This is a genomic window from Pseudomonas sp. BN414 (genome assembly GCF_029871275.1).
Classification (GTDB): Bacteria; Pseudomonadota; Gammaproteobacteria; order Pseudomonadales; family Pseudomonadaceae; genus Metapseudomonas; species Metapseudomonas resinovorans_C.
This window is the reverse complement of the sequence record NZ_SSOL01000079.1, coordinates 409,443-426,496: the sequence shown is the minus strand read 5'-3', so window position 1 is coordinate 426,496 and position 17,054 is coordinate 409,443. Positions and strand designations below refer to the sequence as shown.

Genomic DNA, 17,054 nt, shown 5'->3' with positions numbered 1-17,054 from the left:
TCAGACGTTGAAGCTCTCGCCGCAGCCACACTCGCCGCGCACGTTAGGGTTATTGAACTTGAAGCCCTCGTTGAGCCCTTCGCGAACGAAGTCCAGCTCGGTGCCGTCGAGGTAAGTCAGGCTCTTGGGATCGATGATCACCTTGACGCCATGACTCTCGAAGACCAGGTCTTCAGCAGTCAACTCGTCGACGAACTCCAGCACATAGGCGAGACCGGAGCAGCCAGTCGTACGCACCCCCAGACGGATACCTTCACCCTTGCCACGTCCGTCAATGGAACGCTGCACGTGACGGGCGGCGGATTCAGTCATGCTGATGGCCATTGCAACTCCTTACTCGTTCGAGCGCTTAGAGCAGACCCTTCTTCTGCTTGTAGTCATGGACGGCCGCCTTGATGGCGTCCTCAGCCAGTACCGAGCAGTGGATCTTCACCGGCGGCAGGGCCAGCTCTTCGGCAATGGTGGTGTTCTTGATGGCAGCCGCTTCGTCCAGGGTCTTGCCCTTCATCCACTCAGTGGCGAGGGAGCTGGAAGCGATGGCGGAACCGCAGCCGTAGGTCTTGAACTTGGCGTCTTCGATCACGCCTTGCTCGTTGACCTTGATCTGCAGGCGCATCACGTCGCCGCAGGCCGGCGCGCCAACCATGCCGGTGCCCACGTTGGGGTCCTGGGCGTCGAGCTTGCCGACGTTACGCGGGTTTTCGTAGTGGTCGATGACCTTGTCGCTGTATGCCATGGTAACTATTCCTCACTCATCAGGGTGGCGTCAGTGCGCCTGCCATTCGACCTGGGAAAGGTCGACGCCCTCTTTATACATATCCCACAGCGGGGACAGTTCACGGAGCTTGCTGACCGCTTCGCGCACCTTGGCAGCGGCATAGTCCACTTCGTCCTCGGTGGTGAAACGACCGAAGGTGAAGCGGATGGAGCTGTGCGCCAGCTCGTCGTTGCGGCCCAGGGCGCGCAGCACGTAGGACGGCTCCAGGGAAGCCGAGGTGCAGGCGGAACCGGAGGAGACCGCGAGGTCCTTGAGCGCCATGATCAGCGACTCGCCTTCGACGTAGTTGAAGCTGACGTTCATGTTGTGCGGCACGCGCGCCGTGGCGCTGCCGTTCAGATAGAGCTCTTCCATGCCATCGATCTGGGACCAGAAGCGATCAGCCAGGGCCTTGATGCGCACGCGCTCGGTGGCCATTTCCTGCTTGGCGATGTGGAAGGCTTCGCCCATGCCGACGATCTGGTGGGTTGCCAGGGTGCCGGAGCGCATGCCGCGCTCGTGGCCGCCGCCGTGCATCATGGCTTCGAGGCGCACACGCGGCTTGCGGCGGACGTAGAGCGCGCCGATGCCTTTCGGGCCGTAAGTCTTGTGGGCGGAGAAGGACATCAGGTCGACCTTCAGCTTCTCCAGGTCGATCTCGACCTTGCCGGTGGACTGGGCAGCGTCGACGTGGAAGAGGATGCCACGGGCACGGGTCAGCTCGCCGATGGCGGCGATGTCGTTGATGGTGCCGATTTCGTTGTTCACGTGCATGACGGAAACCAGGATGGTGTCGTCACGCAGGGCGGCCTCGACCATGACCGGAGTGATCAGGCCATCTTCGCCCGGCTCCAGGTAGGTCACTTCGAAGCCTTCGCGCTCCAGCTGGCGGGTGGTGTCCAGGACCGCCTTGTGCTCGATCTTCGAGGTGATGATGTGCTTGCCCTTGCCACCGTAGAAGTGCGCAACACCCTTGATGGCCAGGTTGTCGGACTCGGTCGCACCGGAAGTCCAGACGATTTCGCGAGGGTCCGCGTTGACCAGCTCAGCTACCTGACGACGAGCATTCTCCACCGATTCTTCAGCTTTCCAGCCGAACACGTGAGAGCGCGAGGCTGGGTTGCCGAAGTTGCCGTCCACCAGCAGGCACTCGCTCATTTTCTGAGCGACGCGCGGGTCCACCGGCGTAGTGGCGGAGTAGTCGAGGTAGATCGGCAATTTCATCGGGGCTCTCCTATCAGGTATCGGGGCCAATCACGGGCCGGCGCCCTGCTCAATCGATGGCGGACGCTTCAATCTTATCGAGGTGCGGCATCCTGCCATTGCTTCCACAGCGGCGTTGATCCTGCCGCTGTGCGACCTCTTGAACCTCACGGCGGTTGACCAGGTCGGCCAAGCTGATGCCGCTGAGGAACTCGTGGATCTGCAGACTCAGATCACACCAGAGGTGGTGGGTAAGACAGGTATCGCCGGAATGGCAATCGCCCAGGCCCTGGCAACGGGTGGCATCCACCGACTCGTTGACCGCATCAATTACCTGGGCGACATGAATGCCATGCATGTCGCGGGAAAGCTGGTAGCCACCGCCCGGGCCGCGCACGCTGCTGACCAGGTTGCCGCGACGGAGCTTGGCGAAAAGCTGTTCGAGGTAGGACAGGGAAATGCCCTGCCGCTCGGAAATATCAGCCAGGGACACCGGCCCATGCTGCGCATGCAGCGCCAGGTCGAGCATGGCGGTGACGGCGTATCGGCCTTTGGTGGTCAGTCGCATGGTGAGTACCACGGGATCGCTGGAATGCAGCGAGTATGCGATTCCCGACTATTTAAGTCAACTATAAGCCTGATCAAAATAGTCGGGATTACATCTTGCAGGGGCGTGCATGATAGCAGAGGCATATCCCGTTAGCACCCTAATAATCCGCCCCTGAAGCACCGGACCAAAGTCGAATCGGAAGCGTCAGGCGACCGGCTTGCGCTCTTCGTCCTTGACGCCCGCGAAGTCCTCATCACGAAGCTCCGGCAACGCCTTGGCGCAGTAGTCACTGCCCAGCGCAGTGAGCGCCTTGCACATGCCATCGAGGCGCTCGTCCACCGCCTGCACATGATCCAGCAACTGGCCGATCGCCCGCGCCACAGGGTCGGGCATGTCCTGGCCAAGACCATAGGCGTCGAAGCCGAAACGCTCGGCGATCGCCTGGCGCTTGGCCTCCTGCTCGGGATCAGCCTTGACGATGACCCGACCTGGAATACCCACCGCCGTAGCACCGGCCGGCACTTCCTTGGTCACCACGGCATTGGAGCCGATCTTGGCGCCCGCACCAACGGTGAAAGGCCCAAGCACCTTGGCGCCCGCACCTACTACCACGCCATCTTCCAGCGTCGGATGGCGCTTGCCCTGGTTCCAGCTGGTACCCCCGAGGGTCACACCCTGATAGAGAGTCACGTCATTGCCGATTTCGGCAGTCTCGCCAATGACGATACCCATGCCGTGGTCGATGAAGAACCGCCGGCCGATCTTGGCGCCGGGATGAATTTCAATGCCGGTGAGCCAGCGACTGAAGTTGGACACCAGGCGCGCCAGCCACTTCCAACCGGAGACCCACAGAGCGTGAGCCACACGATGCAACCAGATGGCATGCAGGCCCGGGTAACAGGTGAGCACCTCGAAGGCATTACGCGCAGCCGGATCACGGTGGAATACGCTTTGAATGTCTTCTCGAATGCTGTCGAACATCACTTGTCACTCCGCTTGCTTGTTTCGCCCCGCGCGGCTTTCTGGGTTTCCGTGAGGATGCCCCGCAGGATATTCATTTCCAACTTGCTGATGGCGCTGCGGCCATAGAGGCGGCGCAGACGGGACATCAGATGTCGCGGCTTTTCCGGATCCAGGAAGCCGATCTCGACCAGAGTGCTCTCCAGGTGTTCGTAGTAGCGCTCCAGCTCATCGACGGTGACGGGCTGGGCGTTGAGCATGGCGGTGGTTTCCACCTTCTCCACCTTGCTTGGCAAGCCTTCCTGCTCGAGCCACGCCATGCGCACCTCGTACACCAGCACCTGAACGGCGGCCGCCAGATTCAGCGAGGAGAACTCGGGATTGGAGGGGATGTGCACGTGATACTGGCAGCGCTGCAACTCTTCGTTGGTCAGACCCGCGTACTCGCGACCGAACACCAGGGCAACCTCACCGCCAAGCTGCGCCTGCTCCACGGAAGTCTTGCCGCACTCGCGCGGATCCAGCAGTGGCCAGGGAATACGGCGATCACGAGCACTGGTACCGATGACCAGACTGCAGCCAACCAGCGCCTCCTCAAGGGTGGCAACGACTTGAGCACCCGCCAGGATGTCATCCGCACCGGATGCGCGAGCTTGAGCCTCGGGACTGGGGAAGTCCTCGGGATCGACCAGCACCAGCTTCGACAGGCCCATGTTTTTCATGGCGCGCGCGGCACCACCGATATTTCCGGGATGGCTGGTATTGACCAGTACCACGCGAATGTTCTGCAGCAACGCTCTAGTCTCCCAGCGGAACCTCAAGGGAGCGGAATATTACCGGAGCCCCCGACGCAACGCCACGAATGACGCCTCGTCCTCTGCCTGCCTTGTGCTTTTTCTGCTACTATGTGCGGCTTTCTTCTTTAACGACCCAGGTGAACTCCCCATGCAGCCTATGCTGAATATCGCCCTGCGCGCCGCTCGCAGCGCCGGTGAACTGATTTTCCGCTCTATCGAGCGCCTGGACGTTATCTCCGTCAACGAGAAGGACGCCAAGGACTACGTCACCGAGGTCGATCGCGCCGCTGAGTTGTCCATCGTGCAGGCCCTGCGCAAGGCCTACCCGAACCACGGCATCATGGGCGAGGAAGGCGGCCTGCTGGAAGGCAAGGGCGAAGGCGCTGACTACCTGTGGATCATCGATCCGCTGGACGGCACCACCAACTTCATTCGCGGCGTTCCGCATTTCGCCATCAGCATCGCCTGCAAATACAAGGGTCGCCTGGAGCATGCCGTGATCCTCGATCCGGTTCGCCAGGAAGAGTTCACTGCCAGCCGCGGCCGTGGCGCCGCCCTCAACGGCCGCCGCCTGCGTGTCAGCCCGCGCAAGAGCCTGGAAGGCGCCCTGCTGGGCACCGGCTTCCCCTTCCGCGATAGCCAGCTGGACAACCTCGACAACTACCTGGGCATGTTCCGCAGCCTGGTTGGTCAGACCGCCGGCATCCGCCGCGCCGGCTCCGCCAGCCTGGACCTGGCCTACGTCGCTGCTGGCCGCTTCGACGCGTTCTGGGAATTCGGCCTGTCCGAGTGGGACATGGCTGCAGGCGCCCTTCTTGTTCAGGAAGCTGGCGGCCTGGTAAGCGACTTCACCGGCGGCCATGACTTCCTCGAGAAGGGCCACATCGTTGCCGGCAACACCAAGTGCTTCAAGGCGGTACTGACTGCCATCCAGCCGCACCTGCCGCCGTCGCTGAAACGCTGATCGCGCAGCCATGAAAAAACCCGGCCAAGGCCGGGTTTTTTTGTGCTCGAGCGCAGCTTATTGCTGCACGCCTGCACCGCCACCCTGGGGCTCGATACCGCCGCCCTGCTGACTCAGGATCAACTGACCTTCCTTCGTCACCGGAATCTGACGACCCGGGTCATGATCCATGCGAACCTGGCTAACCTTGCCATCCAACTGGTACTTCACGTCGTAGCCGACGAGCCTTTCGCTCGTATCAGTGACGGTCTTGCAGCGGGTTTCAGTCGTGGTGTAGGTGTCACCTTCCTGCATGTGCTCCTGCACCTTGTTGCCGGCATAACCACCACCGACGGCGCCAGCCACAGTGGCGATCTTCTTGCCGCTACCGCCGCCGACCTGGTTGCCCAGCAGACCACCCGCAACCGCTCCAAGGACGGTACCGGCAATCTGATGTTGATCCTTGACCGGACGCTGACGGGTCACCGCCACATCGTTGCAGACCTCGCGCGGGGTCTTCACGGTTTCATTGATCGGTTGGACAGCGAGCACTTCGGCATACTCCGGGCCGTTCTTGCCTACCAGGTTGTAGGTGGCCACGGCGCCGCCGGCAGTCACACCAACCGCACCCAATACAGCACCGACGAGCATCGACTTGTTCACTTGAACCTCCAGAATCTTCCATAGCGGGCCTACTTGCCCTGCTCAACGCCTTGGATAGGCGGATAAATGCCAAGTTCCCAAACCCATGGGAATATTCCGACAAATGGGACGACAGTCTCACACAGCAGAAACGACGAGGCCCGGCATTTGCCGGGCCTCGCTTTCAGCTGCGGTACGCCTCAGGGACGGTCATCCGCTTCGGCGGTATTCGCCGGCGGAATCAGGTCCTCGGAAGACAGACCCAGCCAGATCAGCACCGGGGCACTGATATAGATCGAGGAGTACGTACCCACGACCACGCCGACCAGCAGCGACAGGGCGAAGCCATGCAGGCTGTCACCGCCGAAGATCAGCAGGGCGAACAGCGCCAGGGCGGTGGACATCGAGGTCGCGATGGTCCGCAGCAGAGTCTGGGTGCAGGACACGTCGATGTTCTCGATCAGGTCAGCACGACGCAGCACGCGGAAGTTCTCGCGGATACGGTCGAAGATGATGATGGTGTCGTTCAGCGAGTAACCGATCATCGCCAGCACAGCGGCCAGAACAGTGAGGTCGAAGGGAATCTGGAAGAACGCCAGGATACCCAGGGTGACGATCACGTCGTGGACCAGCGAGGCCACAGCGCCTACACCGAACTTCCACTGGAAGCGGAAGGCCAGGTACAGCAGGATGCCGCCCAGCGCCAGGAGCATGGCCAGTCCACCCTGGTCACGCAGCTCTTCACCCACCTGCGGGCCGACGAATTCGACGCGCTTGAGCTCGAACTTGCTCTCGGCATCCACCTTGCGCAGGGCGTCGGCCACCTTGTTGCCCAGCTGCGGGTCTTCGCCAGCCAGACGAACCAGGACATCGGTCGAAGCACCGAAGCTCTGCACAATGGCGTCGGGGTATCCGACCTGGCCCAGCTCCTTCTTGATCAGCTCGAGGTTCGCCGGCTTCTCGTAGGCGAGCTCGATCAGCGTACCGCCAGTGAAGTCCAGGCCGAAGTTCAGACCCTTGATGAACAGGCTGCCGATACCGATCAGGCTGATGATCACGGTGATGGCGAACGCAACGTTGCGTATCGCCATGAAACGGATGGTTGACTTGATCATGACAGGCCTCAAATCCACAGTTTCTTGAAGTTGCGGCCACCGAAGATCAGGTTGACCATGCCGCGGGTGAACATGATGGCGGTGAACATCGAGGTGATGATCCCCAGCGACATGGTCACGGCAAAGCCCTTGATCGGACCGGTGCCGAGGGCGAACAGGATGCCGCCCACCAGCAGGGTGGTGAGGTTACTGTCGACGATCGCGGTATAGGCGCGGTCAAAACCTTCGTGAATCGCACGCTGTACCGACAGGCCGTTGTTCAACTCCTCGCGAATACGCGAGTAGATCAACACGTTGGCATCCACCGCCATGCCGAGGGTCAACACGATACCGGCGATACCCGGCAGCGTCAGGGTCGCGCCGATCACCGACATCAGACCGACCAGCAGCACCAGGTTGAACGCCAGGGCGATGGTGGCCAGGAAGCCGAAGAAGCGGTAGATGGCCATGATGAACAGCGATACGAAGACCATCGCCCACTCGGTGGATTCGATGCCCTTGATGATGTTCTCGGCACCCAGGCTCGGGCCGATGGTGCGCTCTTCCGCGAAGTACATCGGTGCAGCCAGGCCACCCGCGCGCAGCAGCAGGGCCAGTTCGGAGGACTCACCCTGGCCGTTCAGGCCGGTGATGCGGAACTGGCTGCCCAGCGGCGACTGAATGGTCGCCAGGCTGATGATTTTCTTCTCTTCCTTGAAGCTCTGGACCGCGACTTCCTGCTGGACGCCGTTGACGTCCTGGGTGACGTAGCGGGTAACCGGGCGCTGCTCGATGAAGATCACCGCCATGCTGCGGCCCACGTTGTTGCGGGTAGCACGGCTCATCAGTTCGCCGCCATGGCCATCCAGACGGATGTTCACTTGCGGGCGGCCGTTCTCGTCGTAGCTGGCCTGGGCGTCGGTCACCTGGTCACCGGTGATGATCAGGCTGCGCTCCAGCGGCACCGGCGGACGACCCGGCTCACGGAACTCGAAGGATTCGGTAGAGGCCTTGCTGGCGGTCGCCTCAGCGGCCAGGCGGAATTCCAGGTTGGCGGTCTTGCCGAGGATACGCTTGGCTTCGGCGGTGTCCTGCACACCCGGCAGCTCGACCACGATGCGGTTGGCACCTTGGCGCTGCACGATCGGCTCGGCCACACCCAGTTCGTTCACGCGGTTACGAACGGTGGTCAGGTTCTGCTTGATGGAGTATTCGCGGATCTCAGCCAGCTTGGCCTGGGTCAGGACCAGTTGCAGGACCTGCTGATCACCACGCGCGGTGGTGGTCATCTGGAAATCGTTGAAGCTCTTGCGAATCAGCGACTGCGCCTTGTCCAGGGACTCCTGGTCGGTGAAGCCGAGCTGGAAGCCGTTCTCCTGGGCCGGCAGGCTGCGGTAGCGGATCCGCTCCTTGCGCAGCAGGGTACGAACTTCGCCTTCGTAGATCTTCAGGCGCGCATCGACAGCTTTCTCCATGTCCACTTCCAGCAGGAAGTGCACGCCGCCGGAGAGGTCAAGACCGAGCTTCATCGGCGCAGCGCCAAGCTTGCGCAGCCAGTCCGGAGTAGTCGGGGCCAGGTTGAGTGCGACTACGTAGTCGTCGCCCAGCGCCTTGCGCACAACATCCTTGGCCGGCAGCTGGTCACCCAGCTTGGTCAGACGCAGCAGGCCGCCGCGCTCGCTGACGCTGGAGGACTTGAGCTCGATGCCCGCTTGCTTCAGGGCTTCGCTCGCCTTGTCCAGGTCGGATTGCTGGATCTTCAGCGCGGTGCTGGTGCCGCTGATCTGGATCGCCGGATCATCCGGATAGAGATTCGGTGCGGAATAGACCAGGCCGATCGCCAGCACCGCCAGGATCAGCAGATATTTCCACAGTGGATACTTGTTGAGCATGACTCCGCCCGTTATGAAGCGGGGCGCCTGATGGCGCCCCGTCGGTGTTGATCCATGTATCTGTTAGATGGCTTTCAGGGTGCCCTTCGGCAGGGTCGCCGCAATAGCCGCCTTCTGGAACTTCAGCTCTACGGTATCGGACACTTCGATGACCACGAAGTCATCGGTGACCTTGGTGACCTTGCCCGCGATGCCGCCGGAGGTGACCACTTCATCACCTTTCTGCAGGCTGCCCAGGAGATTCTTGTGCTCCTTGGCGCGTTTGGCCTGGGGGCGCCAGATCATCAGGTAGAAGATGACCAGGAAACCGATCAGGAAGACCCACTCGAAACCGGTACCGGCAGGGCCTGCAGCGGCGGCCGGCGCAGCGGCGTCGGCATAGGCGGCGGGAATCAGAAAGCTCATGTAGCACTCCTGTTGCAGAAATTTGAAAAAATCGACTGTGAATATGCGGCTTTATCAGTCCAGGGGCGGAGTCGGTAGTCCGCGCTTGGCGTAGAAGGCATCGACAAAGGCGGCCAATTTACCCTGTTGAATAGCCTCGCGCAAACCAGCCATCAGGCGCTGGTAATGCCGCAAGTTGTGGATTGTATTCAACATGCTGCCGAGCATTTCGCCGCATTTGTCCAAATGGTGGAGATAGGCGCGCGAGAAGTGTTTGCAGGTGTAACAGTCGCAAGTCGGGTCCAACGCAGACTCGTCATGCTTATGCACCGAGTTGCGGATTTTCAGCACGCCGGTATCGATGAACAGGTGACCGTTTCGCGCGTTACGCGTCGGCATCACGCAGTCGAACATGTCCACCCCGCGACGCACACCCTCCACCAGATCCTCCGGCTTGCCCACGCCCATCAGGTAGCGCGGCTTGTCCGTCGGCATTTGCCCGGGCAGGTAGTCCAGCACGCGAATCATCTCTTCCTTGGGCTCGCCCACCGACAGACCGCCGATGGCCAGTCCGTCGAAGCCGATTTCACTGAGGCCCTCCAGGGAGCGCATGCGCAGTTCTTCGTGCATGCCGCCTTGAACGATGCCGAACAATGCGGCGGTGCTTTCACCGTGGGCCGTCTTGGAGCGTTTGGCCCAACGCAGGGACAGCTCCATGGAACGCTTGGCGGTATCGAAGTCCGCCGGATAAGGCGTGCACTCGTCGAAGATCATCACGATGTCGGAGCCCAGGTCGCGCTGGACTTGCATGGACTCCTCGGGCCCCATGAACACCTTCGCGCCATCGACGGGCGAAGCGAAGGTCACGCCCTCCTCCTTGATCTTGCGCATGGCACCCAGGCTGAACACCTGGAAGCCACCGGAATCGGTGAGGATCGGCCCCTGCCACTGCATGAAGTCGTGCAGGTCGCCATGGCGCTTGATCACTTCCATGCCCGGGCGCAGCCAAAGGTGGAAGGTATTGCCAAGGATGATCTGCGCGCCGATGCCTTCGATGTCGCGCGGCAGCATGCCCTTCACGGTGCCGTAGGTGCCTACGGGCATGAAGGCAGGCGTCTCGACGACACCCCGGGGAAAGGTCAGACGGCCACGACGGGCCTTGCCGTCGGTGGCCAGCAGCTCGAAGTTCATCCGGCAGGTGCGCGTCATGCTTGGTCCTCGGGCCCGCGAGGGGCGGGATTGCGGGTGATGAACATGGCATCACCGTAACTGAAGAATCGGTAACCCTGCTCCACGGCGGCAGCGTAGGCGGCCATGGTCTCTGGATAGCCGGCAAAGGCGGAAACCAGCATCAGCAGGGTGGATTCGGGCAAATGGAAATTGGTAACCAGCGCATCGACCACATGGAAGGGGCGGCCGGGGTACAGGAAAATATCGGTGTCGCCGCTGAACGCCTTGAGCTGCCCGTCCCGCGCGGCGCTTTCCAGGGAGCGCACGCTGGTGGTGCCGACCGCAACCACCCTGCCACCACGGGCACGGCAGGCAGCAACGGCATCGACCACGTCCTGGCCCACTTCAAGCCACTCGCAGTGCATGTGGTGGTCTTCGATGCGCTCTACTCGCACAGGCTGGAAGGTACCCGCCCCGACGTGCAGCGTGACGAACGCACTCTCTACCCCTTTGGCGGCAATGGCGGCCAGCAGGTCCTGGTCGAAATGCAGCCCCGCCGTCGGCGCCGCAACGGCACCAGCATGGCGGGCGTAGACGGTCTGGTAACGCTCGCGGTCGGCGTCTTCGTCAGGCCTGTCTATATAGGGAGGCAGCGGCATGTGGCCGACCCTGTCCAGCAGCGGCAGCACTTCTTCGGCAAACTTCAGTTCGAACAGCGCATCGTGGCGAGCGACCATTTCAGCCTCCCCGCCACCGTCGATCTGCAGCATCGAGCCCGGCTTGGGCGACTTGCTGGAGCGCACATGGGCCAGCACGCGATGGCTGTCCAGCACGCGCTCGACAAGAATCTCCAGCTTGCCGCCAGAAGCCTTCTGGCCGAACAGGCGCGCGGGAATGACGCGGGTGTTGTTGAACACCATCAGATCGCCGGGCCGCAGGTATTCCAGCAGGTCGGTGAAATGGCGATGGTTCAGTGCACCAGATTCGCCATTCAGCACGAGGAGGCGGCTGGCGCGACGCTCGGCCAGTGGATGGCGGGCAATAAGAGCTTCAGGGAGCTCGAAATGGAAGTCGGCTACGCGCATGGTGGGGGGTCGTATCGCAGGGGCGCAGATAGTACAGGAAATGCCTGTTTCTGACCACGCAGACGGATTGACCGACACAGAGCGTCTCCCTATACTCCGCCGCCATCGTGCCTCGGTGGCGGAATGGTAGACGCGGCGGATTCAAAATCCGTTTCTGGCGACAGAGTGAGAGTTCGAGTCTCTCCCGGGGCACCACGATATCTTCAAGCTCTTTCTGAGCTTTCTCCCCCTCAACTTTCCGCCCGTCCGGGCCCCTCCCCCGCCCGTAAATATTGGCCTTTTGGGGGCTTGGCATTTCCGGGAAACTTAGCGTAGAGTTGGCCAACTGTGTTTGCATGGGTCGCTGTTGAATCGTGACCTGATGCGGTAGATCACCAGATCCGCTACATCCCGCTCGACTTCTCTTACCTCTTTGCAACCAGTTCCAGCCCTTCTGGCGCATCAGTGAACAGCAGGCTGTCATCAACTTCAGTTTCAAGGAAAAAGATATGTCGAATCGTCAAACCGGCACCGTCAAATGGTTCAACGACGAGAAAGGTTTTGGTTTCATCACCCCGGAAAGCGGCCCGGATCTGTTCGTTCACTTCCGCGCTATCGAAGGCTCCGGCTTCCGTAGCCTGAAAGAAGGCCAGAAGGTTACCTTCGAAGCCGTTCAAGGCCAGAAAGGTATGCAGGCTGACAAGGTTCAGGTAGTTAACTAACTACCCGAGCTTCGCCGAAAGCCTCTGATGGAAACATCAGGGGCTTTTTTGTGCCCGCGAATCGGCTGCTAGAATGGCGCGCCCTCCACACGCCAAGAGCCCGCAATGCCGAAACATCAGCTGCGCCCCCAGGGTGAATTCCCCTCTGCCGGGCTGGTTCGCCGCTTCGCCGCGATCTTCTACGACTTCCTCCTTTGCGTCGCCCTGCTGATGGTGGTCACCCTGATCTATCAACAGGTCGTCCTCCGTCTGATTTACGGAGGCGAGTACCTGCGCCAACTGGCCGATCAGGGTGCCCTCTCCGGCGACCCGGTGCTCTCCACGCTGCTGGTATTCGCCCTGTTCGGATTCTTCGCCAAGTTCTGGACCCATAACGGACAGACCCTCGGCATGCAGGTGTGGGGTATCCGCGTGCAGAACAAGGATGGTTCGGCCATCAGCCTGTGGCAGGCCCTCCTGCGTTTCGTCATTGCCATCGGTTCATGGCTGGCGCTGGGCCTGGGCTTCCTCTGGAGTCTCTGGGACAAAGAGAAGCGCACCTGGCACGACATCTATTCGGAAACCCGGGTCGTTCGCGTCCCCAAGGACGCACACAAGAAGTGACCCACAAAAAAGCCGGCAGACGCCGGCTTTTTCTTGGGTCGATTCGGGGTCAGCCCGCGCGCCTCAGCAGCCAGACGCCAGCCAGGGCGCAGATGCCCGCCGGTACCAGAACCGCGAAGAGCGGCGAGAATCCGAACACCAGGCTCGAAGGCCCGAGCAGATCCTGGCTGATGCGCACCACGAAGCCGATCACGACGCCGGTGAACACGCGCTGGCCCAGGGTTACCGAACGCAGCGGACCGAAAATGAAGGAGATCGCCATCAGCACCAGGGCCGCCGTAACCAGGGGCTGCAGCACTTTGGTCCAGAACGCCAGCCAGTAGCGGCCGTTGTTCAGCCCCTGCTCCGCCAGGTAGTGGGTGTAACGCCAAAGACCCGTGATCGACAGCGCCTCGGGCTCCATCACCACGGTGCCGAGCAACTCCGGCTTGAGTTCGATATCCCAACGCTCGGTGACACTGTTGAGCACCTCAGTGTGATCACCCCGGAAATGCGTGGTGGTCACATCCTCCAACTGCCAGTAGTCACCCTGGAACAACGCGCGCTTGGCAAAGCTGGCCGACTGCATGTGGCGCTCGCCGTCGAAGTGATAGCGCGTCACGCCATAGAGCACGCCATTGGGCTGCACGGCGTTGATGTGGACGAATTCCTCGCCCTGGCGGTGCCACAGACCACGCTTGGAGCTTTGTGCATCACCGCCGCCCTGGGCCAGGGAACGATTGGCCTGGGCCAGGTTCTCGCTCCAGGGTGCGGCGTACTCGCCAATCAGCACGCCTACCAACATCAGCACCAGCATGGGCTTCATCACCGCCCAGACGATACGACCGATGGACACACCGGCAGCACGCATCACGGTCAGTTCGCTGCTGCTGGCCAGGGTGCCGAGACCGATCAGGCTGCCGATCAGGGCCGCCATGGGCAGCATGTCGTAGATCCGACGCGGCAGGGTGAGGAAGACATACCAGGCTGCGGCGAGCACATCGTAGTCACCCCCCACGTCGCCCAGTTCATCGATGAAAGCGAACAACGCCGCGAGGCTGACGATGATCCCCAGCACCGCGAGGATGCCGAAGAACACGCTAGTGCCGATGTAACGATCCAACCTAACCATGGGCCACCTCACGGGCATCACGACGAGCCGCCCACTTCAGGCGCAGAGGCTCCCAGTACAACAACAACAGGCCTACCGCGATGAACAATGCGTGAACCCACCACAGGCCGAGGGCCATGGGAATGCGCCCCTTGTCCAGCTGTCCGCGCGCAGCAATCAGCAGGGCGAGGTACGCCATATACAGAAGGATGGCCGGGAGCAGCTTGAGGAAGCGCCCCTGGCGCGGATTGACCCTGGACAGCGGCACCGCCAGCAGGGTGACGACGAACACCAGCAGCGGGATCGACAGACGCCACTGCAGTTCGGCCTGGTAGCGCGGGTCTGTGCTGCCGATCAACTCGGAGGTGGACACCGCCTCGCGCTCGCCGATTTCCGAGGAAATCTCGGGCTTGGGCAGGAGCACGCCGTAGGTTTCGTAGTGGATGATGCGGTAATCGGCCTTGCCCGGATTGCCGTCATAGCGATAGCCATTCTTGAGGATCAGGTAGCGGCTGCCGTCCGGCTGGACCTCCTGGTGGCCCTTCTCCGCGACCAGCACCCCAATGCCACGATCCTTGCCGTCCTGGCGCGAAATGCGCTTCTCGGAAATGAACACACCGCCCAACTCACCGCGGTCGGAAGACAGGGTTTCGGTATAGGTCACCCGACCACCACCCTTGAGCGCCTGGAAGCGTCCGGGAACGAGGGTATCCAGCTCCGTCAGGGCATCCTGTTCGTTGAGGATGCGAGCGACCTGGCCAACGCCCTGGGGCGCGAGGCCCAGGCTCAGCCAGGCCACCAGCAGGGCCACCAGCAGCGCAGGCGCGAGGCTGTAGACCATCAGGCGCTGCTGGCTCATGCCGGTAGCGCTGAGCACGGTCATTTCACTTTCGAGATACAGGCGGCCGTAGGCCAGCAGGAAACCGAGAAACAGCCCCAGAGGCAGGATCAGCTGAAGGAAACCGGGGATCCGAAACCCCATGATCATGAACAGCACGCCGGGGTCCAACGCCCCTTGCGCGGCTTGCGCCAGATACTTGATGAAACGGCCGCTCATGATGATCACCAGCAGCACGGCACTGACCGCGCTCAGGGTAACCAGGACTTCGCGGGAGAGATAACGGAAGACAATCAAACCAGACACTCCAGGGTTGTCAGGCTCACGCGGCTACGCTCAAACTAGCCGCTTTATGGCCAGCCCGCCGTTCTGACGGGCCACTGAAAAAATAGCCGGCATTATCCGTCAATCCCGGCTCTTTGTCTTGGGGACACATGTCATGGAATTCCTCGTCAAAAGCGCCCGTCTGGAAACCCTGAAAACCGCCACACTGGTCGTCGCTGTCGGCGAAGGACGCAAGCTTGGCGACGCCGCCAAGGCCGTTGATACCGCAGCTGGCGGCGCCATCACGACCCTGCTCAAGCGCGGCGACATTGCCGGCAAGGTGGGTCAGACCCTGCTCCTGCACAGCCTCCCCAATCTCAAGGCCGAGCGCGTACTGCTGGTGGGCAGTGGCAAGGAGCGCGACCTCTCTGACCGCCAGTTCCGCAAAATGATCGCCGCCGTGAATGGCGTGCTGAAAGGCCTCGGCGGCGGCGATGCCACGCTGGCCCTCTCCGAGCTGGCCGTCAAAGGCCGCGACGCTTACGGCAAGGCCCGCCTGATGGTGGAAACCCTGGCCGATGGCGGTTACGTCTTCGACCGTTTCAAGAGCCAGAAGGCCGAACCCAGGGCCCTGAAGAAAATCACCCTGCTGGTGGAAAAGGCCGACCAGGCCGAGGTCGAGCGCGGCAGCCTGCACGCCCAGGCGATCGCGAACGGTATGGCGTTCACCCGCGACCTCGGCAACCTGCCGCCGAACCTCTGCCACCCCAGCTTCATCGCTGAGGAAGCCAAGGCCCTGGCCAAGGCGCACAAGAACCTCAAGGTCGAAGTGCTCGACGAGAAGAAGCTCAAGGAGCTCGGCGCCGGCGCCTTCCTCGCCGTGGCCCAGGGCAGCGAGCAGCCGCCGCGGATGATCGTGCTCAATTACCAGGGTGCCAAGAAGGACGAGCAACCCTTCGCCCTGGTCGGCAAGGGCATCACCTTCGACACCGGCGGCATCAGCATCAAGCCGGCGGCCGGCATGGACGAAATGAAGTACGACATGTGCGGCGCCGCCAGCGTGCTCGGCACCTTCCGTGCCGTGCTGGAACTGCAACTGCCGATCAACCTGGTGGGCCTGCTGGCCTGCGCCGAGAACATGCCCAGCGGCGGCGCCACGCGCCCGGGCGACATCGTCACCACCATGAGCGGCCAGACGGTCGAGATCCTCAACACTGACGCCGAAGGCCGCCTGGTGCTGTGCGACACCCTGACCTACGCCGAGCGCTTCAAGCCGCAGGCGGTGATCGACATCGCCACACTCACCGGCGCCTGCATTGTCGCCCTGGGCAGCAATACCTCTGGCCTGATGGGCAACAACGACGCGCTGGTGAAGCAGATCCTCAAGGCCGGCGAATACGCCGACGATCGCGCCTGGCAGCTGCCGCTGTTCGACGAGTACCAGGAACAACTGGATAGCCCCTTCGCCGACATCGCCAACATTGGCGGCCCGAAGGCCGGCACCATCACCGCCGGCTGCTTCCTGTCGCGCTTCGCCAAGAAGTTCCACTGGGCGCACCTGGACATCGCCGGCACCGCCTGGGTCAGCGGCGGCAAGGATAAAGGCGCCACAGGCCGTCCAGTCCCCCTGCTCACCCAGTACCTGCTGGACCGCATCAAGTGAGAGTTGAGTTCTACGTGCTCTCTTCGGCCAATCCGGCAGACCGCCTGCGCGCGGCCTGCCAGTTGGCCGCCAAGGGCTGGCGACATGGCTTGCCAGTCCTCGTGCGCTGCACCGATGCCGCCCAGCGCGACGAGCTGAACGAGCTGCTCTGGCGTTTTCGCGGCGAAAGCTTCATTCCCCACAGCCTGATCGACGACGACGCCAGCGCCCCGGTGGTGCTGGCCCTGGACGAAGCACCCGCCACCCAGCAGGGCCTGCTGATCAACCTTGCTTCGACCATTTCCCCTCACGTCGAGCAATTCAGCCGGATCATCGAGATCGTCAACCAGGAACCCGACCTGCTTGCCGCCTGCCGGGAGAATTTCCGTAGCTACCGGCAGCGGGGCTATGATCCGAAACGAGTCGAACTCTAGCCGTA

General features: G+C 62.1%; 19 protein-coding genes and 1 tRNA gene. 6 read left to right on the top strand and 14 right to left on the bottom strand.

Features of this window, described 5'->3' with window-relative positions; genetic code table 11:
- The 6 genes from iscA to trmJ form a co-directional block, all read right to left on the bottom strand.
- Positions 1-324 carry an iron-sulfur cluster assembly protein IscA gene (gene iscA, locus E8E95_RS29825; protein ID WP_077522652.1) on the bottom strand — a complete coding sequence of 108 codons (324 nt, stop codon included), beginning with the start codon at positions 322-324 and terminating at the stop codon, positions 1-3.
- A 25-nt stretch (positions 325-349) separates the two neighbouring features.
- Positions 350-736, bottom strand: coding sequence for a Fe-S cluster assembly scaffold IscU (iscU, locus tag E8E95_RS29820; RefSeq protein WP_151132043.1), 387 nt, complete (start codon positions 734-736; stop codon positions 350-352).
- Between the two features lie 30 nt (positions 737-766).
- Positions 767-1,981, bottom strand: a complete 1,215-nt coding sequence (locus E8E95_RS29815; protein ID WP_280355987.1) for an IscS subfamily cysteine desulfurase — start codon at positions 1,979-1,981, stop codon at positions 767-769.
- A 49-nt stretch (positions 1,982-2,030) separates the two neighbouring features.
- Positions 2,031-2,528, bottom strand: a complete 498-nt coding sequence (gene iscR / locus E8E95_RS29810; protein ID WP_016491067.1) for a Fe-S cluster assembly transcriptional regulator IscR — start codon at positions 2,526-2,528, stop codon at positions 2,031-2,033.
- Between the two features lie 186 nt (positions 2,529-2,714).
- Entirely contained in the window at positions 2,715-3,491 is a 777-nt protein-coding gene (gene cysE / locus E8E95_RS29805; RefSeq protein WP_179061703.1) for a serine O-acetyltransferase, read from the bottom strand.
- Positions 3,491-4,264 (bottom strand): tRNA (cytosine(32)/uridine(32)-2'-O)-methyltransferase TrmJ, encoded by a 774-nt coding sequence (gene trmJ / locus E8E95_RS29800; RefSeq protein ID WP_179061704.1) that lies wholly within the window; start codon positions 4,262-4,264, stop codon positions 3,491-3,493. The genes cysE and trmJ overlap by 1 nt, the downstream gene beginning before the upstream one ends.
- Positions 4,265-4,415: 151 nt before the next feature.
- Here trmJ and suhB point away from each other — a divergent pair, with 151 nt between their 5' ends.
- Complete coding sequence (gene suhB, locus E8E95_RS29795; RefSeq protein ID WP_179061705.1) at positions 4,416-5,231, top strand: inositol-phosphate phosphatase; 816 nt, start codon at positions 4,416-4,418, stop codon at positions 5,229-5,231.
- Between the two features lie 57 nt (positions 5,232-5,288).
- Here the strand turns inward: suhB and E8E95_RS29790 are convergent, their stop codons facing one another.
- The 6 genes from E8E95_RS29790 to queA form a co-directional block, all read right to left on the bottom strand.
- Entirely contained in the window at positions 5,289-5,873 is a 585-nt protein-coding gene (locus E8E95_RS29790; RefSeq protein ID WP_179061706.1) for a glycine zipper 2TM domain-containing protein, read from the bottom strand.
- Between the two features lie 179 nt (positions 5,874-6,052).
- A complete protein-coding gene (gene secF, locus E8E95_RS29785; RefSeq protein WP_179061707.1) occupies positions 6,053-6,967 on the bottom strand; it encodes a protein translocase subunit SecF in 915 nt (304 codons plus the stop codon).
- A gap of 8 nt (positions 6,968-6,975) precedes the next feature.
- Positions 6,976-8,838, bottom strand: coding sequence for a protein translocase subunit SecD (secD, locus tag E8E95_RS29780; RefSeq protein WP_280355983.1), 1,863 nt, complete (start codon positions 8,836-8,838; stop codon positions 6,976-6,978).
- Between the two features lie 63 nt (positions 8,839-8,901).
- A complete protein-coding gene (yajC, locus tag E8E95_RS29775) occupies positions 8,902-9,243 on the bottom strand; it encodes a preprotein translocase subunit YajC (RefSeq protein ID WP_077522670.1) in 342 nt (113 codons plus the stop codon).
- Between the two features lie 54 nt (positions 9,244-9,297).
- Positions 9,298-10,413 carry a tRNA guanosine(34) transglycosylase Tgt gene (gene tgt, locus E8E95_RS29770; RefSeq protein WP_280356198.1) on the bottom strand — a complete coding sequence of 372 codons (1,116 nt, stop codon included), beginning with the start codon at positions 10,411-10,413 and terminating at the stop codon, positions 9,298-9,300.
- Between the two features lie 14 nt (positions 10,414-10,427).
- Entirely contained in the window at positions 10,428-11,477 is a 1,050-nt protein-coding gene (gene queA, locus E8E95_RS29765; RefSeq protein WP_280355981.1) for a tRNA preQ1(34) S-adenosylmethionine ribosyltransferase-isomerase QueA, read from the bottom strand.
- Positions 11,478-11,586: 109 nt separating this feature from the next.
- Here queA and E8E95_RS29760 point away from each other — a divergent pair.
- From E8E95_RS29760 to E8E95_RS29750, 3 genes are all read left to right on the top strand, one after another.
- A tRNA-Leu gene (locus tag E8E95_RS29760) sits at positions 11,587-11,672 on the top strand.
- A gap of 293 nt (positions 11,673-11,965) precedes the next feature.
- On the top strand, positions 11,966-12,178 hold the full coding sequence (locus tag E8E95_RS29755; RefSeq protein WP_016491057.1) for a cold-shock protein: 213 nt from the start codon (positions 11,966-11,968) through the stop codon (positions 12,176-12,178).
- A 105-nt stretch (positions 12,179-12,283) separates the two neighbouring features.
- Entirely contained in the window at positions 12,284-12,781 is a 498-nt protein-coding gene (locus E8E95_RS29750; protein ID WP_280355979.1) for an RDD family protein, read from the top strand.
- Positions 12,782-12,830: 49 nt separating this feature from the next.
- On the opposite strand, the gene lptG is transcribed toward E8E95_RS29750, so the two are convergent.
- Together lptG and lptF are read right to left on the bottom strand one after the other, a co-directional pair.
- Complete coding sequence (gene lptG / locus E8E95_RS29745; RefSeq protein ID WP_280355977.1) at positions 12,831-13,892, bottom strand: LPS export ABC transporter permease LptG; 1,062 nt, start codon at positions 13,890-13,892, stop codon at positions 12,831-12,833.
- Entirely contained in the window at positions 13,885-15,006 is a 1,122-nt protein-coding gene (gene lptF / locus E8E95_RS29740; protein ID WP_280355976.1) for an LPS export ABC transporter permease LptF, read from the bottom strand. The genes lptG and lptF overlap by 8 nt, the downstream gene beginning before the upstream one ends.
- 142 nt (positions 15,007-15,148) lie before the next feature.
- Between lptF and E8E95_RS29735 the strand changes: the two genes are divergently transcribed.
- Both E8E95_RS29735 and E8E95_RS29730 read left to right on the top strand, forming a co-directional pair.
- A complete protein-coding gene (locus E8E95_RS29735; protein ID WP_280355974.1) occupies positions 15,149-16,636 on the top strand; it encodes a leucyl aminopeptidase in 1,488 nt (495 codons plus the stop codon).
- Complete coding sequence (locus tag E8E95_RS29730) at positions 16,633-17,049, top strand: DNA polymerase III subunit chi (RefSeq protein WP_280355971.1); 417 nt, start codon at positions 16,633-16,635, stop codon at positions 17,047-17,049. The genes E8E95_RS29735 and E8E95_RS29730 overlap by 4 nt, the downstream gene beginning before the upstream one ends.
- Positions 17,050-17,054: the final 5 nt, after the last annotated feature.

Bases quoted from the DNA above. Each gene is read 5' to 3' on its own strand.
- iscA (WP_077522652.1), bottom strand. From the start codon at position 324: ATGGCCATCAGCATGACTGAATCCGCCGCCCGTCACGTGCAGCGTTCC.
- iscU (WP_151132043.1), bottom strand. From the start codon at position 736: ATGGCATACAGCGACAAGGTCATCGACCACTACGAAAACCCGCGTAAC.
- E8E95_RS29815 (WP_280355987.1), bottom strand. From the start codon at position 1,981: ATGAAATTGCCGATCTACCTCGACTACTCCGCCACTACGCCGGTGGAC.
- iscR (WP_016491067.1), bottom strand. From the start codon at position 2,528: ATGCGACTGACCACCAAAGGCCGATACGCCGTCACCGCCATGCTCGAC.
- cysE (WP_179061703.1), bottom strand. From the start codon at position 3,491: ATGTTCGACAGCATTCGAGAAGACATTCAAAGCGTATTCCACCGTGAT.
- suhB (WP_179061705.1), top strand. From the start codon at position 4,416: ATGCAGCCTATGCTGAATATCGCCCTGCGCGCCGCTCGCAGCGCCGGT.
- secF (WP_179061707.1), bottom strand. From the start codon at position 6,967: ATGATCAAGTCAACCATCCGTTTCATGGCGATACGCAACGTTGCGTTC.
- secD (WP_280355983.1), bottom strand. From the start codon at position 8,838: ATGCTCAACAAGTATCCACTGTGGAAATATCTGCTGATCCTGGCGGTG.
- yajC (WP_077522670.1), bottom strand. From the start codon at position 9,243: ATGAGCTTTCTGATTCCCGCCGCCTATGCCGACGCCGCTGCGCCGGCC.
- tgt (WP_280356198.1), bottom strand. From the start codon at position 10,413: ATGAACTTCGAGCTGCTGGCCACCGACGGCAAGGCCCGTCGTGGCCGT.
- queA (WP_280355981.1), bottom strand. From the start codon at position 11,477: ATGCGCGTAGCCGACTTCCATTTCGAGCTCCCTGAAGCTCTTATTGCC.
- E8E95_RS29755 (WP_016491057.1), top strand. From the start codon at position 11,966: ATGTCGAATCGTCAAACCGGCACCGTCAAATGGTTCAACGACGAGAAA.
- E8E95_RS29750 (WP_280355979.1), top strand. From the start codon at position 12,284: ATGCCGAAACATCAGCTGCGCCCCCAGGGTGAATTCCCCTCTGCCGGG.
- lptG (WP_280355977.1), bottom strand. From the start codon at position 13,892: ATGGTTAGGTTGGATCGTTACATCGGCACTAGCGTGTTCTTCGGCATC.
- E8E95_RS29735 (WP_280355974.1), top strand. From the start codon at position 15,149: ATGGAATTCCTCGTCAAAAGCGCCCGTCTGGAAACCCTGAAAACCGCC.